At 61.5% G+C, this 16,799-nt stretch carries 16 protein-coding genes; 9 read left to right on the forward strand and 7 right to left on the reverse strand.

From position 1 onward, the window contains the following. Nucleotides 1-285: 285 nt before the first annotated feature. Nucleotides 286-1,293, reverse strand: a complete 1,008-nt coding sequence (locus DevBK_RS18265; protein WP_317186476.1) for a mannonate dehydratase — start codon at nucleotides 1,291-1,293, stop codon at nucleotides 286-288. 124 nt (nucleotides 1,294-1,417) lie between these two features. Here DevBK_RS18265 and DevBK_RS18270 point away from each other — a divergent pair, with 124 nt between their 5' ends. Both DevBK_RS18270 and DevBK_RS18275 read left to right on the forward strand, forming a co-directional pair. Next, nucleotides 1,418-2,146, forward strand: coding sequence for a FadR/GntR family transcriptional regulator (locus DevBK_RS18270; protein WP_317186477.1), 729 nt, complete (start codon nucleotides 1,418-1,420; stop codon nucleotides 2,144-2,146). Then, entirely contained in the window at nucleotides 2,143-3,009 is an 867-nt protein-coding gene (locus tag DevBK_RS18275; protein WP_317186478.1) for an SMP-30/gluconolactonase/LRE family protein, read from the forward strand. Before DevBK_RS18270 ends, DevBK_RS18275 begins: the two co-directional genes overlap by 4 nt. A 65-nt stretch (nucleotides 3,010-3,074) precedes the next feature. On the opposite strand, the gene DevBK_RS18280 is transcribed toward DevBK_RS18275, so the two are convergent. The 4 genes from DevBK_RS18280 to DevBK_RS18295 form a co-directional block, all read right to left on the reverse strand. Next, complete coding sequence (locus DevBK_RS18280) at nucleotides 3,075-4,778, reverse strand: alpha/beta hydrolase family protein (protein WP_317186479.1); 1,704 nt, start codon at nucleotides 4,776-4,778, stop codon at nucleotides 3,075-3,077. Nucleotides 4,779-4,918: 140 nt separating this feature from the next. Then, nucleotides 4,919-5,386 carry an AAA family ATPase gene (locus DevBK_RS18285; RefSeq protein WP_317186480.1) on the reverse strand — a complete coding sequence of 156 codons (468 nt, stop codon included), beginning with the start codon at nucleotides 5,384-5,386 and terminating at the stop codon, nucleotides 4,919-4,921. 8 nt (nucleotides 5,387-5,394) lie between these two features. Next, nucleotides 5,395-5,874 (reverse strand): hypothetical protein, encoded by a 480-nt coding sequence (locus DevBK_RS18290; RefSeq protein WP_156464173.1) that lies wholly within the window; start codon nucleotides 5,872-5,874, stop codon nucleotides 5,395-5,397. A 76-nt stretch (nucleotides 5,875-5,950) separates the two neighbouring features. Beyond that, nucleotides 5,951-6,676: an SDR family oxidoreductase gene (locus DevBK_RS18295; protein ID WP_317186481.1), complete on the reverse strand. Its 726-nt coding sequence runs from the start codon at nucleotides 6,674-6,676 to the stop codon at nucleotides 5,951-5,953. Between the two features lie 99 nt (nucleotides 6,677-6,775). Here DevBK_RS18295 and DevBK_RS18300 point away from each other — a divergent pair, with 99 nt between their 5' ends. Both DevBK_RS18300 and DevBK_RS18305 read left to right on the forward strand, forming a co-directional pair. Further along, a complete protein-coding gene (locus DevBK_RS18300) occupies nucleotides 6,776-7,357 on the forward strand; it encodes a TetR/AcrR family transcriptional regulator (RefSeq protein ID WP_317186482.1) in 582 nt (193 codons plus the stop codon). A 75-nt stretch (nucleotides 7,358-7,432) separates the two neighbouring features. Further along, complete coding sequence (locus tag DevBK_RS18305; RefSeq protein WP_317186483.1) at nucleotides 7,433-8,323, forward strand: LysR substrate-binding domain-containing protein; 891 nt, start codon at nucleotides 7,433-7,435, stop codon at nucleotides 8,321-8,323. Here the strand turns inward: DevBK_RS18305 and DevBK_RS18310 are convergent. After that, nucleotides 8,320-8,634, reverse strand: coding sequence for a CBU_0592 family membrane protein (locus tag DevBK_RS18310; RefSeq protein ID WP_061911940.1), 315 nt, complete (start codon nucleotides 8,632-8,634; stop codon nucleotides 8,320-8,322). The genes DevBK_RS18305 and DevBK_RS18310 overlap by 4 nt on opposite strands. A 267-nt stretch (nucleotides 8,635-8,901) precedes the next feature. Between DevBK_RS18310 and DevBK_RS18315 the strand changes: the two genes are divergently transcribed. From DevBK_RS18315 to DevBK_RS18335, 5 genes are all read left to right on the forward strand, one after another. Continuing rightward, complete coding sequence (locus DevBK_RS18315) at nucleotides 8,902-10,473, forward strand: ABC transporter substrate-binding protein (protein WP_317186484.1); 1,572 nt, start codon at nucleotides 8,902-8,904, stop codon at nucleotides 10,471-10,473. Continuing rightward, on the forward strand, nucleotides 10,473-11,420 hold the full coding sequence (locus DevBK_RS18320; RefSeq protein ID WP_317186485.1) for an ABC transporter permease: 948 nt from the start codon (nucleotides 10,473-10,475) through the stop codon (nucleotides 11,418-11,420). The genes DevBK_RS18315 and DevBK_RS18320 overlap by 1 nt, the downstream gene beginning before the upstream one ends. Then, entirely contained in the window at nucleotides 11,417-12,244 is an 828-nt protein-coding gene (locus tag DevBK_RS18325) for an ABC transporter permease (protein ID WP_317186486.1), read from the forward strand. The genes DevBK_RS18320 and DevBK_RS18325 overlap by 4 nt, the downstream gene beginning before the upstream one ends. After that, entirely contained in the window at nucleotides 12,241-13,845 is a 1,605-nt protein-coding gene (locus tag DevBK_RS18330) for an ABC transporter ATP-binding protein (protein ID WP_317186487.1), read from the forward strand. Before DevBK_RS18325 ends, DevBK_RS18330 begins: the two co-directional genes overlap by 4 nt. Nucleotides 13,846-14,026: 181 nt before the next feature. Then, nucleotides 14,027-16,021, forward strand: coding sequence for a CocE/NonD family hydrolase (locus DevBK_RS18335; RefSeq protein WP_317186488.1), 1,995 nt, complete (start codon nucleotides 14,027-14,029; stop codon nucleotides 16,019-16,021). 35 nt (nucleotides 16,022-16,056) lie between these two features. Here DevBK_RS18335 and DevBK_RS18340 read toward each other — a convergent pair whose 3' ends face one another. After that, the gene (locus DevBK_RS18340) at nucleotides 16,057-16,740 is read right to left on the reverse strand and encodes a L,D-transpeptidase (RefSeq protein WP_410494103.1); all 684 of its coding nucleotides are present in this window, start codon (nucleotides 16,738-16,740) and stop codon (nucleotides 16,057-16,059) included. Nucleotides 16,741-16,799 lie beyond the last annotated feature (59 nt).

The raw sequence follows: 16,799 nt of genomic DNA on the forward strand, positions 1-16,799 counted from the left end.
GTGTGCGGCCAGACATACCATCTCTCAACGCCGCGGTGCTTTGAAATTGCGCACTGCGACCAGCGCTTCAGGGGAATGGCTCCGGGCGATGCGCATCGCCGTCGACCGCATTTGCGATCATACTAATTCCATGAAATAGTACTAATCCGACCGCTGGGGTGGTGGCTCCCTGATCCAATGACCGAAGCGCACTAGCCGATCTCATCGCGACGCACCACCGCTGATCTACTCAGCAAAAGGCCCGGCATCGCAAGATACCGGGCCTTTCATATCTTTGGTTCTAGATCAATGGCCGTAGGGATCGAGCCCATTGGCCTGGAACAGGGCGATGATGTAGCCGAACGCGAAGGCAAATGCCGTCTCGAAGGGTGCCTCGCCATCGATCTCCGGCATGTGGTCCGGCATGATCATGCAGTCGACGCCGCTCTCGTGATAGGCCTTAAAGCTCTGGGCCATGTTCATGTCGCCATCGTCCGGGAAAACCTCGGTGAAGGAATAGCGGCCGCCCTTGATATTGCGGAAATGGACGTTGAAAATCTTGCCGCGGCTGCCGAACCAGCGGATCACTTCGTCGATTTCAGCGCGCGGATTTTCCATGCTTTCCGCGATCGTGCCCTGGCAGAAATTGAGCCCATGATAGGGGCTTTCCGCAATCTGCACGAAGCGCTTGAGACCCTCGGCATTGCCCAGCACGCGTTGTTCGACGCCGCGATAGCCTGGCGGGGTCAGCGGATCATGTGGGTGACAGGCGAGGCGCACCTTGGCGGCTTCCGCCACCGGCACGACGCGTTCGAGGAAATAGGTGATCCGCTCCCAGAACTGCTCGGCGCTGACTTTTCCGGCTTCCGTCAGCTCGTCGCTATTGGTCAGTTGCTCGTGCCGGAAGGTCGAGACGATAGCGCCGCCGCGGCCGCGCTCGGATGGCGTGCGCGGAATGCCAAGGAGGTTGAAATTGTATTTGGTCGCGTGGACACCAAGCGCCGCCAGATTTTGAATGATGGTGCACATGCCATCGATCTCGCGGTCGCGCTCGGGCGAATTGCCCAGCACAACGCCCGGCGATTGATGGGTCCCGATACCCGAAGACGGCATCGGCAACTGCACCATATCGAGTACGAGCCCGTGCTTGTCGAGCCGATCGATATGGCGCGCGATGACATCACGCGTCCATTCATAGGGATTGCCTGGCGGGTCGATGCAGACGTGCTTAAGGCCCAGTTGGCCCAGTTGCCGGAGGTAGCGGTCGCCGAGGCGCTGCACGTCTTTGCCGCTAAGCTGGGTTCCTACATACATCGCTGATCCAGAGTTATGTGAACTTTGAAAAAGTTGTATGAAATATTTGTCGGTGCTACAAGTTGAATTCGGGCCGCTCTCGTCAGGGTGAGGGGCTCGAAGACATCACATTCTGGGTGGGTTGATGATGCGGCAGGGTGCAGCGCGACTGACGGATAAGGTCAAGGGTGGGCTGATCAGCCTCATCGCGTCCGAAAACTTGCAGCCAGGCGACAAACTGCCGACAGCCGAACAGCTATGTTTGAAGTTTGGTGTCAGCCGAACCGTCGTGCGTGAAGCCATTGCCAGCCTGCAGGCAGAGGGCCGGCTCGTCTCGAAGCGCGGTTCGGGCGTCTATGTCAGCGAAGCGCCGTCGCCGGCTCCCGGCTCGCTCGTGATGCGATCACCCAACGATATTGCCGATGTGATCGAGTTCATGGAATTGCGCATGAGCGTCGAAATCGAAGCAGCCGGCCTTGCTGCTGAGCGGCGCAACGAAACCGATCTCCTGCGGATCGAACAGGCCATGACGAGCTTTTCCCGGCACATCGAGGACAAGGCTATGGCCAGCGACGCCGATCGGGCGCTGCACCGCTCGATTGCCCAGGCGACCGGCAATCCGAAATTCGTCGAGTTCGTCGATCAGCTCGGCGAGCGCCTGATCCCGCGGAAAGCCCTCGGCGCTGCCTTTGCCGATAGCGACGAGCAGATCAGTTTTCTCAAGAAAATCCAGGAAGAACACCGGGCCATCGCCGATGCTATCGCTGATCGCCAGCCGCAACTGGCGCGCGATAGCATGCGTATCCATCTCGATAATGGCCGCCGGCGCTATCGCAATTGGAACCTTGAACACCAGACGGGTGAACCGCGATGACCGCTGCAACTGGCCCCGTTGACTTCGTCATCCGTGAGCGCTTCGGGGTAGGCGAAAGCGCAACCTGGAACGCCGCAACCGCCGAGCTTTTCTGGTGCGACATCCCCGCCGGCAAGATCCACGCTCTTCATATTGAAAGCGGCGCAAGGCGGGAGTGGTCCTTGGGCGACGAGGTTGCCAGCTTTGGCCTCGCCACAGGCGGGGGGGTCGTCGTCGCCCTATCAAAGAGCGTCATCCTCTTCGACCCCGAGACCGGCACCCGCGAGGTTTTGGCGTCGATCGATCTGCCGCCCCAAGTCAGCCGCCTCAACGATGGCAAGGTTGGCCCCGATGGCGCCTTTTACGTCGGCAGCATGGATCGCTCGCCTCAGCCCAAGGGCGCACTTTACCGCGTCGATGCCGCGGGGCGCGTCACCCTCCTTACCGAAGGCTTTTCCACCTCCAATGGTTTGGCTTGGACCAAGGACGGGAAAACCATGTGCCACTCGGATTCGCAGGGTGAGATGTTCATCGATCGCTGGGATTTCGATCCGTCCTCCGGGGCCATTTCCAACCAGCGGCGCCTCCGCGAACACGACCTTGCCAATGGACGTGCCGATGGCGGCGCCTTCGATATCACCGACACCTATTGGTCAGCCGCGCCATCCTGCAGCCGCATCAATCGCATCGATCTCGATGGCAATCTGCTCGACTGGGTCGATCTGCCCATCGCCAAGCCGACCATGCCCTGCTTTGGCGGACCGGACCTCCGTACCGTGTTCGTTACGAGCCTTGATTCAGGCCTCGACGCACCCGGCCACGACGGCATCGTCAGCTTCCGCGTGGCGACCCCGGGCCTGCTTCCCCACATTTTCGGCGGCTAAGCGAGCCCGTCATCAAAACAAAAGGGCCGGTCGCAAGACCGGCCCTTTGTCATTTCGTCCCAGCCTTAGCTGACGGGGAACTGCGTTGCTTGCCCCGCGACGATGTACCAAGTCACGAAGAGCGAGTTGATCAGCGCGCCCGGCAGATAGCTACCGGTCCTCCGATAGGTGAACGTCGAGAGGAACGCGATGATGGCCATCAGCGGCAGGAACTGGATGGCGACAACGGTATTGAGCGGCTCGTTGAGGCTCAGCAGATGCCCAGTGACAAGAAGCCAGCCATATTGAACGACGAGTAATACGAGGAACCCCAGCGCCAGCGCGCCGATATTGCTCAGATACTGCTTGGCGCGGCTGTCGCCCGTCACCGTCAGGCCGGTGTGGAGGCCACGCAGGGCCAGCACGAAGAACAGCGTAAACGGCACGAGATAAACGAGCGCGATCTTGGCCTGAAGCAGGCTCATCGGCTTTAAGGCGACAACCCAGAACCGGAAGTCGATCTTGAAGAGAAAATCGGCTGCGATGACGAAGAGATAGCCTATGCCCACCGTTGCCAGCGCAATCAGGATCGAGCCGAGCACATTGCCCCGCGCCGAAACTTTCTCGCCCCGCAGCACGAAGCCGATCAGGAAGACGATGACGCCATTGAGCAGCGCCCAGAAGGCGATCTGGCTGGTGATCGTCTGCGGAAACAGCGCCGAACCCGGCAGAAGCTGGCCGCCCCAATAAAGGAACAGATAATAGGTCAGCACCGGAATGAAGGCGCTGAGCGCAAACCCGATCCACCACTTGGCCGTGCGGCTGCGATGCGCCGTTGCCACCGGCGCCTGGCGCAGATGGGCGAAGGTCGCAGTCGACAGCAGCATTTCAAATGTGCCGGCGAGCAAGATGATGAAGCCGACAAAGGCGATCAGCGTGCCGATTTCCTTCCAGAGCCAGATCTGGTCCGAGGAGGGAATGGGCTTGGCGCCTTCAAGCGTCTGGGCAAACCAGTCGATCGAATAGCCGATGGCTTCGGGCGAGATATGATCGCCCGGATGGGTCGTGTTCGGGGTCTGCAGCATGCGCGCGGTGCCGGCGGCAATGTCGCCATAGACATTGCCCGGAACCACCGCATCGGTCGTGCCGAATACGGCCTGCAGTTTCGGGCTCGTCACCACGTCCTGCGCCCGATCGACGTTCCACATCAGCGGCGAGAATTCGTCGAATTTCGAGAAGACGACAGCAAGGTTGCGCGGCCAGGTGGTCGAGCCTTCCTGCGCAAAGGGCGCGCCGGTGCTGGAGCCTTCGAGAACCACCGCTTTATAATCGTTCGGCATGGCCGCAGCCGCTGCCAGCACCGTCCAACCACCCATGGAGTGGCCTTCAAGGCCGATATTGTTGGTGTCGACAATGTCGAGGCTGCGAAGATACGCGAGACCTGCCGGACCGCCAAAGCCATTGGCAAAGGCGGGCGCGTCGGAATAGCCGTGTCCGGATTGATCGAGCGCCAGCACGACATAACCGCGGCGCGCATATTCGATGGCAAAGCCCGATTGGGTTTCGCGGCTATTGATATAGCCATGCACGGCCAGAATGCCGGGCGCCTTGTTTTCTGCGGTCACGCCGGGCGGCACATAGAGCAGACCGCTCAGCACCTGACCATTGGCGCCGTTGAACCGGATATCGCGAATGCTGATACCGCCGGAGGTCTGGATAAAGTGCGCGAGAAGCGCACCGATAAGGATGACCACCCATCCCAGGTGGAACAGGCGAGATTGCTTTTTCATTTCAAAATTGCTCCCCAGCCAGCCGCTGCTTGGGCACAGTCATTCGGCCAGCCACTGGAATCGGTTATAGACCCAATCGAAAGAAAAGCGAACGAAAACGAAAGGCGTCACAGGTTAAGCGAAGAACCTGTTGGCGCTGCTTATCCGAGTGATTGCACTCGCTCGACGACGTTCCGTGCGACCTGGGCCGGCGTCAGTGTGGTCCCGTCGATCGTAAAAATCCCCAGCCGCCGATAAGTCGCCGCATCCTCGATCGCCTCGACGATGCCTGGCGCATGTTCGCCGCGCTTTTCAAGGCGGCGCTGGCGCTCGTCATCCGCGCAGTCCAGCAAAGTCCACGTCGCTTCGGGCCAATCAACTATCTCGTCCGGCGTTTGGACGCCGAATAACACCACCCGATCCGGCCCCACGCTTTCCACCATGGTGCGCACGAGCGCTGCATAAGTGGTCCAAGTGCTGGGTGTCGACGGAATATCAGCGCCGGCGAGCAAGCCCGCTGGTTTCATCAGCGCATCCCAGTCCAAGACAACCCACTGTGGTAGCTGGCTCGCAACCAAGGCAATGACGGTTGATTTCCCCGAACCCGGCGCTCCAAGGACAATATGCATGATGCGGCCTAAGCTCCGCGTCTCGCGTCAGCAAAAACGCCAAACGCGCGCAACAGGGCCCATGCCTGGCTCATGAAGCCGAAAAAACCGACCGTCCCGATCAGCACCCAAACAAGACTTTGGCCGAGGACGCCGTCCATTCCGGGGCTGCCCCATGTCCCGGCCAAGGCCGAGAGCCCGCCAAAGCCGCTCGCCAGGCCGAATGCCACGAAAAATGCCGTCACCGGTCCAGCAAGAACCACGGCCGCAAAAACAAAGACCATCGCCAACCTTGCCAGAGACGCCGTCTTGCCCCGAAAGGCCAATCCACAGGCCAAAAGACCGCAAACCGCACCAAAGCCGACGACCACCTCCTGGCTCGCATTGACGCCGAGACGATCGAGAACGAAAGCCGCAATCACGGCGACGCCGATCAGCCCCATGGTTGTGAGAATAAGTTTGCCCTTGTGCAGGTCGTTGCCCCTTGATGTGCCACGCAATTCTCGCATTTGTGCAGGGCTTCGGCCGCGGGCGCAAGTTCGCCGTCCCGGCCGAAGCCGGAACGATGAGCTGCAACCGTCCGTCCTAGGCCTTGAAGCCGGCAAGCTGCGCATGCAACATCGGATAAAGCTCCTCGGCCTTCATGTTCAGCATGGATTTTAAGCCCCGGGTGTCGTCGTCGGCCAAAACTTCGAGTGCGCCATTGGCAACGCCGTCATAGCCCTGCGACACGACGCTTGCCGCGCTGACCTTGGGCACATCCCAACGCGCGGACATAGCCGTGTCTATCATGCCGACCAATAGGCCAATCACCTGCGTCTTCTGGTCCTGCAACTGGAAGCGCAGACCGTTGGTCGCTGACCACATGGCGGCTTTCGAAACGGAATAGCCGGTGCCAAGCCCGATCCAAGATGCGGCTGACAGTACGTTCAAAATGGTGCCGCCGCCATGTGTCGCGAGCATAGGCGCAAAAGCGTTGGCGACGCGCAGATTGCCGAACAGATTGGTTTCGAGAATGCGCCGCAGGCTCTCCTCGGGACCCGCCAGCGAGTCGTTTTCCGGCGCGATCGCAGCATTGTTGACCACAAGATCGACGTCGGCTGCAACCGTCGCAGCGTCGGTCACGGCCTGCGGGTCATTGATGTCGAGCGCGAGAGGCTGGATACGGACATCGTCCCAGTTTCGCGGTGTCCGTGCGGCGGCATAGACTTTTCGCGCACCGCGCTCCAGCGCCTGCAGAACGAACTGTTCGCCTAAACCGCCATTGGCGCCCGTTACAAACACCGTGCGACCATCAAGTGACTTTTCCATGTGAGCTCTCTATATGAAGTGGGGACAATCCCCGCAAAATAAATGGGGACACTATCCACTTAAGCAAGAGTGGTCTGGCGCTATTTTTGAGAGGCTGACTTGGTAAGCACGGAAAGGACACGGAAACCCCGCGCCGATGCGCTCAAAAACCGCGATGCGATTCTGGCGGCGGCGCGACAGACATTCGAGGCAGAGGGTGTCATGGCCCCGCTCGACGGCATCGCCGCGATGGCCGGAGTTGGCAATGCCACGCTCTATCGCAATTTTCCGACGCGCGACGATCTGCTCGTCGAGATCATTCAATCGAGTTTCGAGACAGCTCTGGCAGAGGGCAGGGTGCTCTCCGAGATGCTCCCGCCCGGCGAAGCCCTGAGCGCGTGGCTCGTCAGCCTCGCCTGGCAATTGCGCATCTGGCACGATTTGCCCTATTGCCTCGCTTCCGCCCATGCCGAACCCGGCGGCTCGCTGAGTGCCTCCAATCGTCCGCTTATCGACGAAACGGATCGCCTACTTCAGCGCGCCATGGCTGCCGGACAAGCTGCCGAAAATGTCACGGCTGACGAGATCTATGAACTGATCCTGGCGATCTCCTGGGCCATCGACCGCTACGGCGACAATGCCGAAACCGCGCGCCGCCGCGTCCTCATAGCCATCGCGGGCATTTGCGGAAAGCAGTCTTGACGCGGCTCTCTTTCGGCGCCGCGCCTGCCTGTGCTAATCGGAAGTATAACACCCCGAAGCGCGAACCCATTCCCGATGTCCAAGCTCGGCAAATTGCCGCCGCTCAATGCCCTGGTCGTTTTCGAAGCCGCCTCGCGGCTCGGCAGCTTTTCCCGGGCCGGTATCGAGCTTGGGCTGACTCAGAGCGCCGTCAGCCGCCAGATCGGCAAGCTCGAGGCCTTCATCGGCTCGAAGCTCTTTGCCCGCGCCGTCCATGGCGTCCGTCTGACCCCGGTCGGCGAGGCCTACGCCGCCGATATTTCGCGCGTTTTGGGCGAAGTCGCTGCCGTCACCGATGGCGTGCGCACTTGGACCGGCGCCCGCCAGATCACCGTCGCCTGTTCGCGCGGCATTGCCGATCAGTGGTTCATGCCGCGCCTCACGCGCCTGCAGCAAGATATTCCCGGGCTCGAACTTCGCCTCAAAGTCACCGACGACATCATGCATCTGCGGCTCGACGAGTTCGATCTCGCCGTCTTTTACCGCAGTGAAAAGCCGCTTGGGGTCAACACCATCGTTCTCGGCCGCGAAGAAATAGTGCCCGTCGCCGCGCCGGGCTTTCTGCCGCTCATGGATGTGCCCGACCCCGTCATCATCGGCATCGAGGAAACGTTGCGCGAATGGCAGGATTGGCCGCATTGGTGGCGTAGTGCGGGTCTTACCCCGCCCACCGGTCAACGCCGTTGGCTCCTTGGCGATTATGGCCTCTGCGTCGCCGCCGCCATGCAGGGCGGGGGCTATGTCCTTGGCTGGACCTGGCTCATCCGTGAACAGCTCGAAGCCGGCACGCTCGTGCCCATGCATGAGCACACGATGAAATCGGAGGGGCGCTTCTATCTCATGCGCCCCGCCGATCGGCATCAACGTCGCATCACCCGCGAAGTCGCAGATTGGCTCATCGCCAATAACGTCAATAACGAAGCCTAGGCTGCGACCTCGGTCGGCGGCAGGGTCTCGTCATTGGCCGGCGCCTGAATGGTCGCGGGCTTGGCGCTCTTCCGGCGCTGATGGCGGCTGTGGAGATAGCCGACGACGGTGAAAATCAGCCAGGCAACCTGGGTCAAAAGCGAGCCAAGGTTGAAATTCCAGATCAGCGAGTATATCAGGGCCACGCCCCCGAGGACGTTGAGCGCCGCATAGCGGCCGTCATCGATCGAGAGCACGCGCATCTGGATCAACGCATAGCCTGCCAGGTAGGCTACTGCGCCAACGAGCCCTACGGCAGTCGCAAGCTCCATCTCAAATGCTCCAAAATGCGCCAGGGGCGGCGCTGCAGTGCTGATCATGAATCCGGGACGATAGGCGCCGTTTTGCGCTGCGCCATCCTCCCCAAACAGAGGGGCATTTAGCCTCGAACCCGACCAAACCATGCACGCCGGATTCTGATAGGGGTATGATTTTATATCATGCCGGGCGCCATCATTTGCCCACTAGTATTCCGGCCATGGGGACGCCTCTGCTGCCCTGGCAGAACGGCGGAAGTCAAACAACAACAAGGTAGGAATATGTCGAACAACCAGTCGCCGTTCGCGCTGAGCCGCCGCCAGTTCATGGCCGGCGCCGCCGGGCTCGGTCTCATCACTCTGGCCAGCGGTCTCATCGTGCCGCAGGCTTTTGCGCAGGAAGCAACCCCCAAGCGCGGTGGCGTCCTGAAACTGGGCATCGGCGGCGGCTCGACCACCGACACGTTCGACATTCGCGTGCTCAACGATTGGGTGCCGGTCAACCAGGCCTATATGACCTTCAACGGCCTCGTCGAAATCGACAAGGACAACCAGGTCCAGCCCGAGCTCTTCGAAAGCTGGGAGCCCTCGGCAGACGCCAAAGAGTGGACCTTCAAGATTCGCCAGGGCGTCACCTTCCATGATGGCAAGACGCTCACCGCCGAAGACATCCTTTATTCGCTGAACCTCCATCGCGGCGAAGCTTCCACCTCGGCAGCCCGCTCGACCGCCGGCCAGTTCGCCGATGTGGTCAAGGTTTCGGACACCGAGATCAAGATCGTCCTCGATAGTGGCAATGCCGATCTGCCCTATATCCTTTCGGACTATCACTTCCTGATCGTGCCCGAGGGCTTTGAAGACTGGACCAAGCCGATCGGCACCGGCCCCTTCAAGCTCGAAAGCTACGAGCCCGGCGTGCGCGCCCGCTTCACGCGCAACGAAAGCTACTGGAAGCCCAACACCGCCTGGGTCGATGCCGTCGAAGTCATCGTCATCAACGATATCGCCGCCCGCACCAATGCTATGATGAGCGGCCAGGTCCACGCCATCAACCAGCTCGACTTCAAGACCGTCGATCTTTTGAAGCGCAATCCGAACCTTGAAGTCGTGCAGTCGGCCGGCGGCCAGCACTTCACCTTCCTCATGGATTGCACCCAGGGCCCCTACACGGACAATAATGTCCGCATGGCGATCAAATACGCCATTGATCGCGAGCAGCTCCTGACCACCGCCCTTCGTGGTTACGGCAAGCTCGGCAATGATCACCCGATCCCGGTCACCGATCCGTTCTATGCCGCCGATCTGCCGCAGCGTGCTTACGATCCGGAAAAGTCGAAGTTCTACCTCAAGGAAGCGGGCCTCGATTCCCTCAATATCGAGCTCTCCGCCTCAGACGCTGCCTTCTCCGGCGCCGTCGATGCGGCTGCGATCTTCCAGTCTTCGGCTGCGGCCTCGGGCATCAATCTCTCGATCAAGCGTGAGCCAAGCGATGGCTACTGGTCCAATGTCTGGATGAAGGCGCCGTTCTCGATGGGATATTGGGGCGGCCGTCCGACGGCGGACCAGATGCTCACTATCGCTTACTCCTCGACCTCCGCGCAGAACGACACGCATTGGAAGAACGAGACGTTCGACGCCAAGCTCGTCGAAGCCCGCGCGCTTCTCGACAATGCGAAGCGCAAGGAAATCTACGCTGAGCTCCAGCAGCTGATTTCCGATGATGGCGGCGCGATGATCCCGATGTTCGGCGATTATCTCGATGCCGTCTCCACCAAGCTCGGCGGCGTCACCACGCACCCGATGTTCAACTTCATGGGCGCGCGCCTCGCTGAAAAGGTCTGGCTCGAAGCATAATGATCGAACTCATCCTTAAGCGTGTCGCGCTGGGGATCCTGACGCTTCTGCTGGTGTCCGCATTGATTTTCGCGGGCACCCAGCTCCTGCCGGGCGACGTCGCCTCGGCAATTCTCGGACAGAATGCAACGCCGCAATCGCTTGCGGCGCTCCGACAGGACCTCGGCCTCGATCTGCCTGCGTGGCAGCGTTACCTCACCTGGCTCCAGGGCTTCGCCACGGGCGATCTCGGAATGTCGCTGGCCAATCGCCAGCCCGTCGCCGATCTCCTTTGGCCGCGCTTTGGCAATACCATGGCGCTCGCCGCCTATGCTGCCATTGTCTCGGTGCCGATTGCGGTCCTCCTTGGTCTCGCCGCTGCCGTTCGCCGCGGTGGCATCTTCGATCGCGGCGTCAACATCGTGGCACTCGCCTTCGTGTCGCTGCCCGAATACTTTCTGGGACTTCTGCTCATTCTCTTCCTCTCGGTGCAGTTCAACCTGCTGCCGAGCCTTGCCGATACCTATGCGGGCATGAGCTTTCCCGATTGGCTTCGCGCCACGACCCTGCCGGCCCTGACGCTGGTTCTGGTCACCGTGGCCCAAATGATGCGCATGACACGCACCGCCGTGCTCTCGGTCATGGATCAGGCCTATGTGGAAACCGCTTTCCTCAAGGGCCTCCGCACCAAGCGTGTCGTTCTCCGTCACGCACTACCCAATGCGGCCGCGCCCATCGTCAATGTGGTGGCGTTCAACATCGCCTATCTCATCACCGGCGTCGTGCTCGTCGAAGCGATCTTCAACTATAACGGGCTCGGGCGCTTCATGGTCGATGCCGTCGCCAAGCGCGATCTGCCGCTGGTGCAGGCTGCGGCCATGGTTTTTGGGGCGGCCTATGTCATCCTCAATTCCATTGCCGATATTGCCGCCATCGCCCTCAATCCGCGTCTGAGGCATCCACGATGACCAGCAAACTCAAGGCAATCCCGATCTCCGCCTGGCTGGGCCTCGCCATCGTGACGCTCAACCTCCTCGTCTTCATCCTCGGACCGATCCTCGCGCCCTATGGACAGAACGAAATCGTCGGCGCACCTTTCGATCCACCATCGGCCCAGTTCTGGTTCGGTCTCGATCAAAACGGCCGCGACATGTTTTCGCGCCTGCTGGCCGGCGCGCAGATGTCCATCGGCGTTTCGCTCGCCGCCTCGCTGATTTCCTTCTCCATCGGCATTCCGCTCGGCTTCATCGCTGCGCTCTTTGGAGGCTGGGTCGATACGGTGCTCTCCCGTATCGTCGATACCGTCATGTGCATCCCGGTGCTGATCTCGGCTCTGGTGGTGTTGCAGGCCCTCGGCTCGTCCGTGCCGGTGCTGATTTTCACCATCGCGCTCCTCGACAGCACCCGCGTGTTCCGTCTCGCCCGTGTCGTCGCCCAAGGCATTTCCGTCCTCGAATATGCCGAAACCGCGCGTCTTCGCGGCGAAAGCCTCTTCTGGCTGATCACGCGCGAAATCCTGCCCAATGCCCTGCCGCCGCTCATCGCCGAGTTTGGCATGCGCTTCTGCTTCACCTTCCTTTTCGTCGCCGGCCTTTCCTTCCTTGGCCTCGGCATCCAGCCGCCCTTCGCGGATTGGGGGGGCATGGTGAAAGATAATCAGCAGGCCATCTTGTACGGCCTCTACGCGCCGCTCTTCCCGGCCGCCGCCATTGCGCTTCTCACCATCGGGGTCAATCTCGTGGTCGATTGGCTGCTCAATTCCGGCGCCGCAGTTCAAGGAGCTGATCGTTGAGCAATATCCTGACCATTCGCGATCTTCGGGTTGCGGCCCCCAACGGTGCCATCCTCGTCGATGGCATCGACCTCGATCTCGCCCCCGGCGAAGTCTTGGGGCTGATCGGCGAATCCGGCGCCGGCAAATCCACCATCGGCCTTGCCGCCATGGGTTATGGCCGTGGTGGCTGCCGCATCGTCGGCGGCACGATCACCATTGGCGAAACCTCGCTGATGGAAGGCTCGCGCGCCACCCGCGAAAAGATGCGCGGCGCCCGCATCGCCTATGTCGCCCAGTCGGCAGCGGCGGCTTTTAACCCGGCCATCCGCATTGGCGAACAGATCGTCGAAGGCGCGCTCTACCACGCCAAGATGACAAGGCCGGAAGCGGAAGCCTGGAAGCTCGAGCTTCTCAAAACCCTGCAATTGCCCAATCCCGAAACTTTTGGCGATCGCTATCCCCATCAGGTCTCGGGCGGTCAGTTGCAGCGCGCCATGGTCGCCATGGCCATGTCCTGCCGCCCCGATGTGCTCGTCCTCGATGAACCCACCACGGCCCTCGACGTAACGACGCAGATCGAAGTGCTGGCGCTGCTTCGTAGCCTGATCCAGCGCTACAAGACCTCGGCCCTCTACATCACCCATGACCTCGCCGTCGTCGCCCAGATTGCCAATCGCATCATGGTGCTGCGCCACGGCAAGCTCGTGGAAGAGGGCACCGCCGAACAGGTGCTCGAAGCCCCGCGCGAGGATTACACCCGTATGCTCGTCGCCGAGCGGCAGGGAAATCTCTCCAATGCCGTGACCGACCATCCGATTGGCGAGGTGCTGCTCGACGTAAAGGCGATCGACGCCTATTATGGCAAGACCGCCGTCCTCGAGAACATCTCCTGCCAGCTCCGCCGCGGCGAAACCCTCGCTGTCGTCGGGGAATCCGGCTCCGGTAAATCGACCCTCGCGCGCTGTATCGCGGGGCTCCTCCCGACCTCGTCTGGCATGATCAGCTTCGACAAGGACCGGCTCGAACGGTCCTACAAGAAGCGCTCGAAGGAAGAGCTGCGCCGCATCCAGCTCGTCTATCAGCTCCCCGACGTAGCGCTCAATCCGCGCCAGACCGTCGGCGAGATCATCGGCCGCCCGATGAAATTCTACTTCGGCATGCATGACGTGCCGCGAGAGAAGGAAGTCGCGCGCCTGCTCGATCTCATCGGCCTGCCACAGGAATTCGCCACCCGTCTTCCCGGCGCGCTCTCCGGCGGCCAGAAGCAACGCGTCTGCATTGCCCGCGCGCTGGCGGCCAAGCCCGATCTCATCATTTGCGACGAGGTCACATCGGCCCTCGATCCGTTGGTGGCCGAGGAGATTCTAAAACTCCTCAAGAGCCTCCAGTCCGAGCTTGGCCTTTCCTACCTCTTCATCACCCACGATCTCGGCGTCGTCCGCCGCCTTGCCGACCGCACGCTCGTCATGCAGCGCGGTAAGATCGTGGAGCAGGGTGCAACGGCCGAAATCTTCCAACCGCCCTTCCACCCCTATACCGAAGAGCTCGTCACCTCCGTCCCCGAACTCCGCCGCGACTGGCTGGATGACGTCCTGGCCAAGCGCAAGGTGGCGGTTTAGCTCCAAGTTATCCTCACTCTCGATGTCACCCCGGCCTTGAGCGGGGGGCATCACCCCCACCGGCCGTCATCCCCGCGAAAGCGGGGATCCATCCTGAGATCTCAAGATGGGCCCCAGCTCAAGGCCGGGGTGACAACCCCAAATGGGCGAGCCCACGCCCCAAAAACACTCGGACCACCCTATGACCATCCGCATCACCGAACACATCTGGATCCCCCTCAGCGACGGCACCCGTCTCGGCGCGCGTCTTTGGCTCCCGCAAGATGATGCGAAAGTCCCGGCGATCCTTGAATACATTCCCTATCGCAAGCGCGACGGCACGCGTGGCCGCGACGAGCCCATGCATGGTTTCTTCGCGCAAAACGGCTATGCCGCCATCCGTGTCGACATGCGCGGCTCGGGCGAAAGCGACGGCCATATGGCCGACGAATATCTCAAGCAAGAGCAGGACGACGCGCTCGAAGTCATCGCCTGGATCGCCGCCCAGCCCTGGTGCGACGGCAATGTCGGCATGATGGGTAAGAGCTGGGGCGGCTTCAACGGTCTCCAGGTCGCCTCACGCCGCCCACCGGCGCTCAAGGCGATCATTACCGCCTATTCGACCGACAATCGCTACACCGACGACATCCACTATATGGGCGGCCTGCTGCTCAATGATAACTTCTGGTGGGGCACGATCATGCTGGCCTATCAGGCCCGCCCGCTCGATCCCGAAATCGTCGGCGAGGGCTGGCGCGATGCCTGGCTCAAGCGCATCGGAAACCTGCCCTTCTTCCCCGCGCTCTGGCTCGAACACCAGCGCTATGACGACTATTGGAAGCACGGCTCGGTCTGCGAGGATTTTTCGGACATAGAAGTGCCGGTCCTCGCCATCGGCGGCTGGGCCGATAGCTATACCAATGCCGTGCCGCGCCTCCTCGAAGGCCTCAAAACCCCGCGCAAGGCGATCATCGGGCCATGGGGTCATATCTATCCGCAGGACGGCGTCCCCGGTCCGGCCATCGGTTTCCTGCAGGAAGCGGTGCGCTGGTGGGATCACTGGCTCAAGGGCCGCGACACGGGCGTCATGAACGAGCCCGACCTGCGCGCCTATATCAATGACAGCGTCGCCCCCACCGGCACCCGCACCGACGCTCCCGGCCGCTGGGTCGGCGAAGCCAATTGGCCATCACCATCCATCGCGCCGAAAACCTTCGCCCTCGGCAGCGACCATGCCCTCCACACCGGCACAGCCCCCGCCGGAACGCTGACCATCTGCTCCCCCCAGAGCCACGGCAAAGCCGGCGGCGAATGGATGGGCACCGGCTGCGTCGGCGAACACCCGACCGACCAGCGCCTCGACGATGGCGCCGCCCTCGTCTTCGATACGCCGGTCCTGACCGAAAGCTTCGACGTCCTCGGCGCCCCCGTCCTCAAGCTAAGCGTGGCCTCCGACAAGCCGGTCGCCCAGGTCTCGGTCCGTCTCTCCGACATCCGCCCCGACGGCACCGTCACCCGGATCAGCTATCAGGTCCTGAACCTCACCCATCGCGACAGCCACGAGAACCCCGAAGCGCTCGTCCCCGGCCAGTTCTACGATGTCACGGTAAAACTCAACGACTGCGGCCACCGCTTCGCCGCCGGCCACGCGATCCGCGTCGCCATCGGCACATCCTATTGGCCCATGGTCTGGCCATCGCCAGAACTCGCGACCCTCACCATCGACACATCGAGCAGCACGCTCTCGCTGCCCGTCCGCTCGTCGAACGACGCGTCGGTCGTCCTCCCGCCGCCGGCCCACGGTCCCGCGACCACGATCACCCAACTCGATCCCGGCACCGTCCGCCGCTGGTCGAGCCAGGACCATGTCGCAGGCACGACCACCTATGTCACCGAAGGCATCGGAGGTCTCTTCGGCGAGGGCATTTTGCGCTTCGATGATATCGGCACCGAGCTTAGCCACTCGCTCAAGCGCAATTTAACGATTTCGGACTACGAGCCGCTCAGTGCTAACTATCTGCTAACACAATCGTACCAGATGGGACGTGACGGTTGGCGCATCGGCATCGACAGCACGACCGAAATGCGCTCGGACAAGGATACGTTCTATCTCACTGGCAAGCTCTCGGTCAGCGAGAATGGCACGGTGGTCAAAACGCGGGAATGGAGCCAATCCTTCCCCCGCGATCTGATGTAAAAAAAGAGCCCGCCAATTCGGCGGGCTCAATCATTTCAAGCCTTTAGCACGATGACCTTGGTATCGACCGGGGTCTTTGCATAAAGGTCCATCATATCCTGGGTCAGCAGGCCCACACAGCCGCTCGTCACGCCCTTGCCGATCGTTTCCGGCATGATGGTGCTATAGATCGTGAACAGCGTGTAGCGGCCGTCCTGATAGAGGTAAAGCGTTCTGGCGCCTAACGGATTTCCAAGGCCCGGCGGCATGCCACCCGCATATTTGGCGACCTCAGGCTGCCGCGCGATCATCTCCTTCGGCGGCGTCCAGGTCGGCCATTCCGCCTTGCGCCCGATATAGGCTTCACCGCTCCAAAGGAAACCGGCGCGGCCAATATTGGCGCCATAGCGTGTCGCCATCCCGTCGCCTTCGATACGGTAGACATAGTAATTCTTGGGGTCGACAATGATCGTACCGACGGCTTCCTTGCTGTCGTAGCGCACTGTGCGGCGCATATATTTTGGATTGAGCTTGTTGAGGTTGACCGCCGGAACCGGAAACCGCTCATTGGGCAGGGGGCCATAGATCCGCTCGGCTTCAGCCGTGCTCATGCCCGTGCCGGTCGAGGCGCAGCCCGCCATGCCGAGGACTGCAAGGCTCGCAGACCCCACGAGAAACATGCGCCGGCTCATCGAACTGGCCCCAAGGCCACCGGCCATGCTCTTCACCGCATCGGTCATATCAGCGCTCATGCTTGAATTCTCCCTGCCGCCCGACCCGAGGTCTCTGCCTCTCCCAG

The sequence above is a fragment of the Devosia sp. BK genome, from assembly GCF_032907385.1.
Classification (GTDB): domain Bacteria; phylum Pseudomonadota; class Alphaproteobacteria; order Rhizobiales; family Devosiaceae; genus Devosia.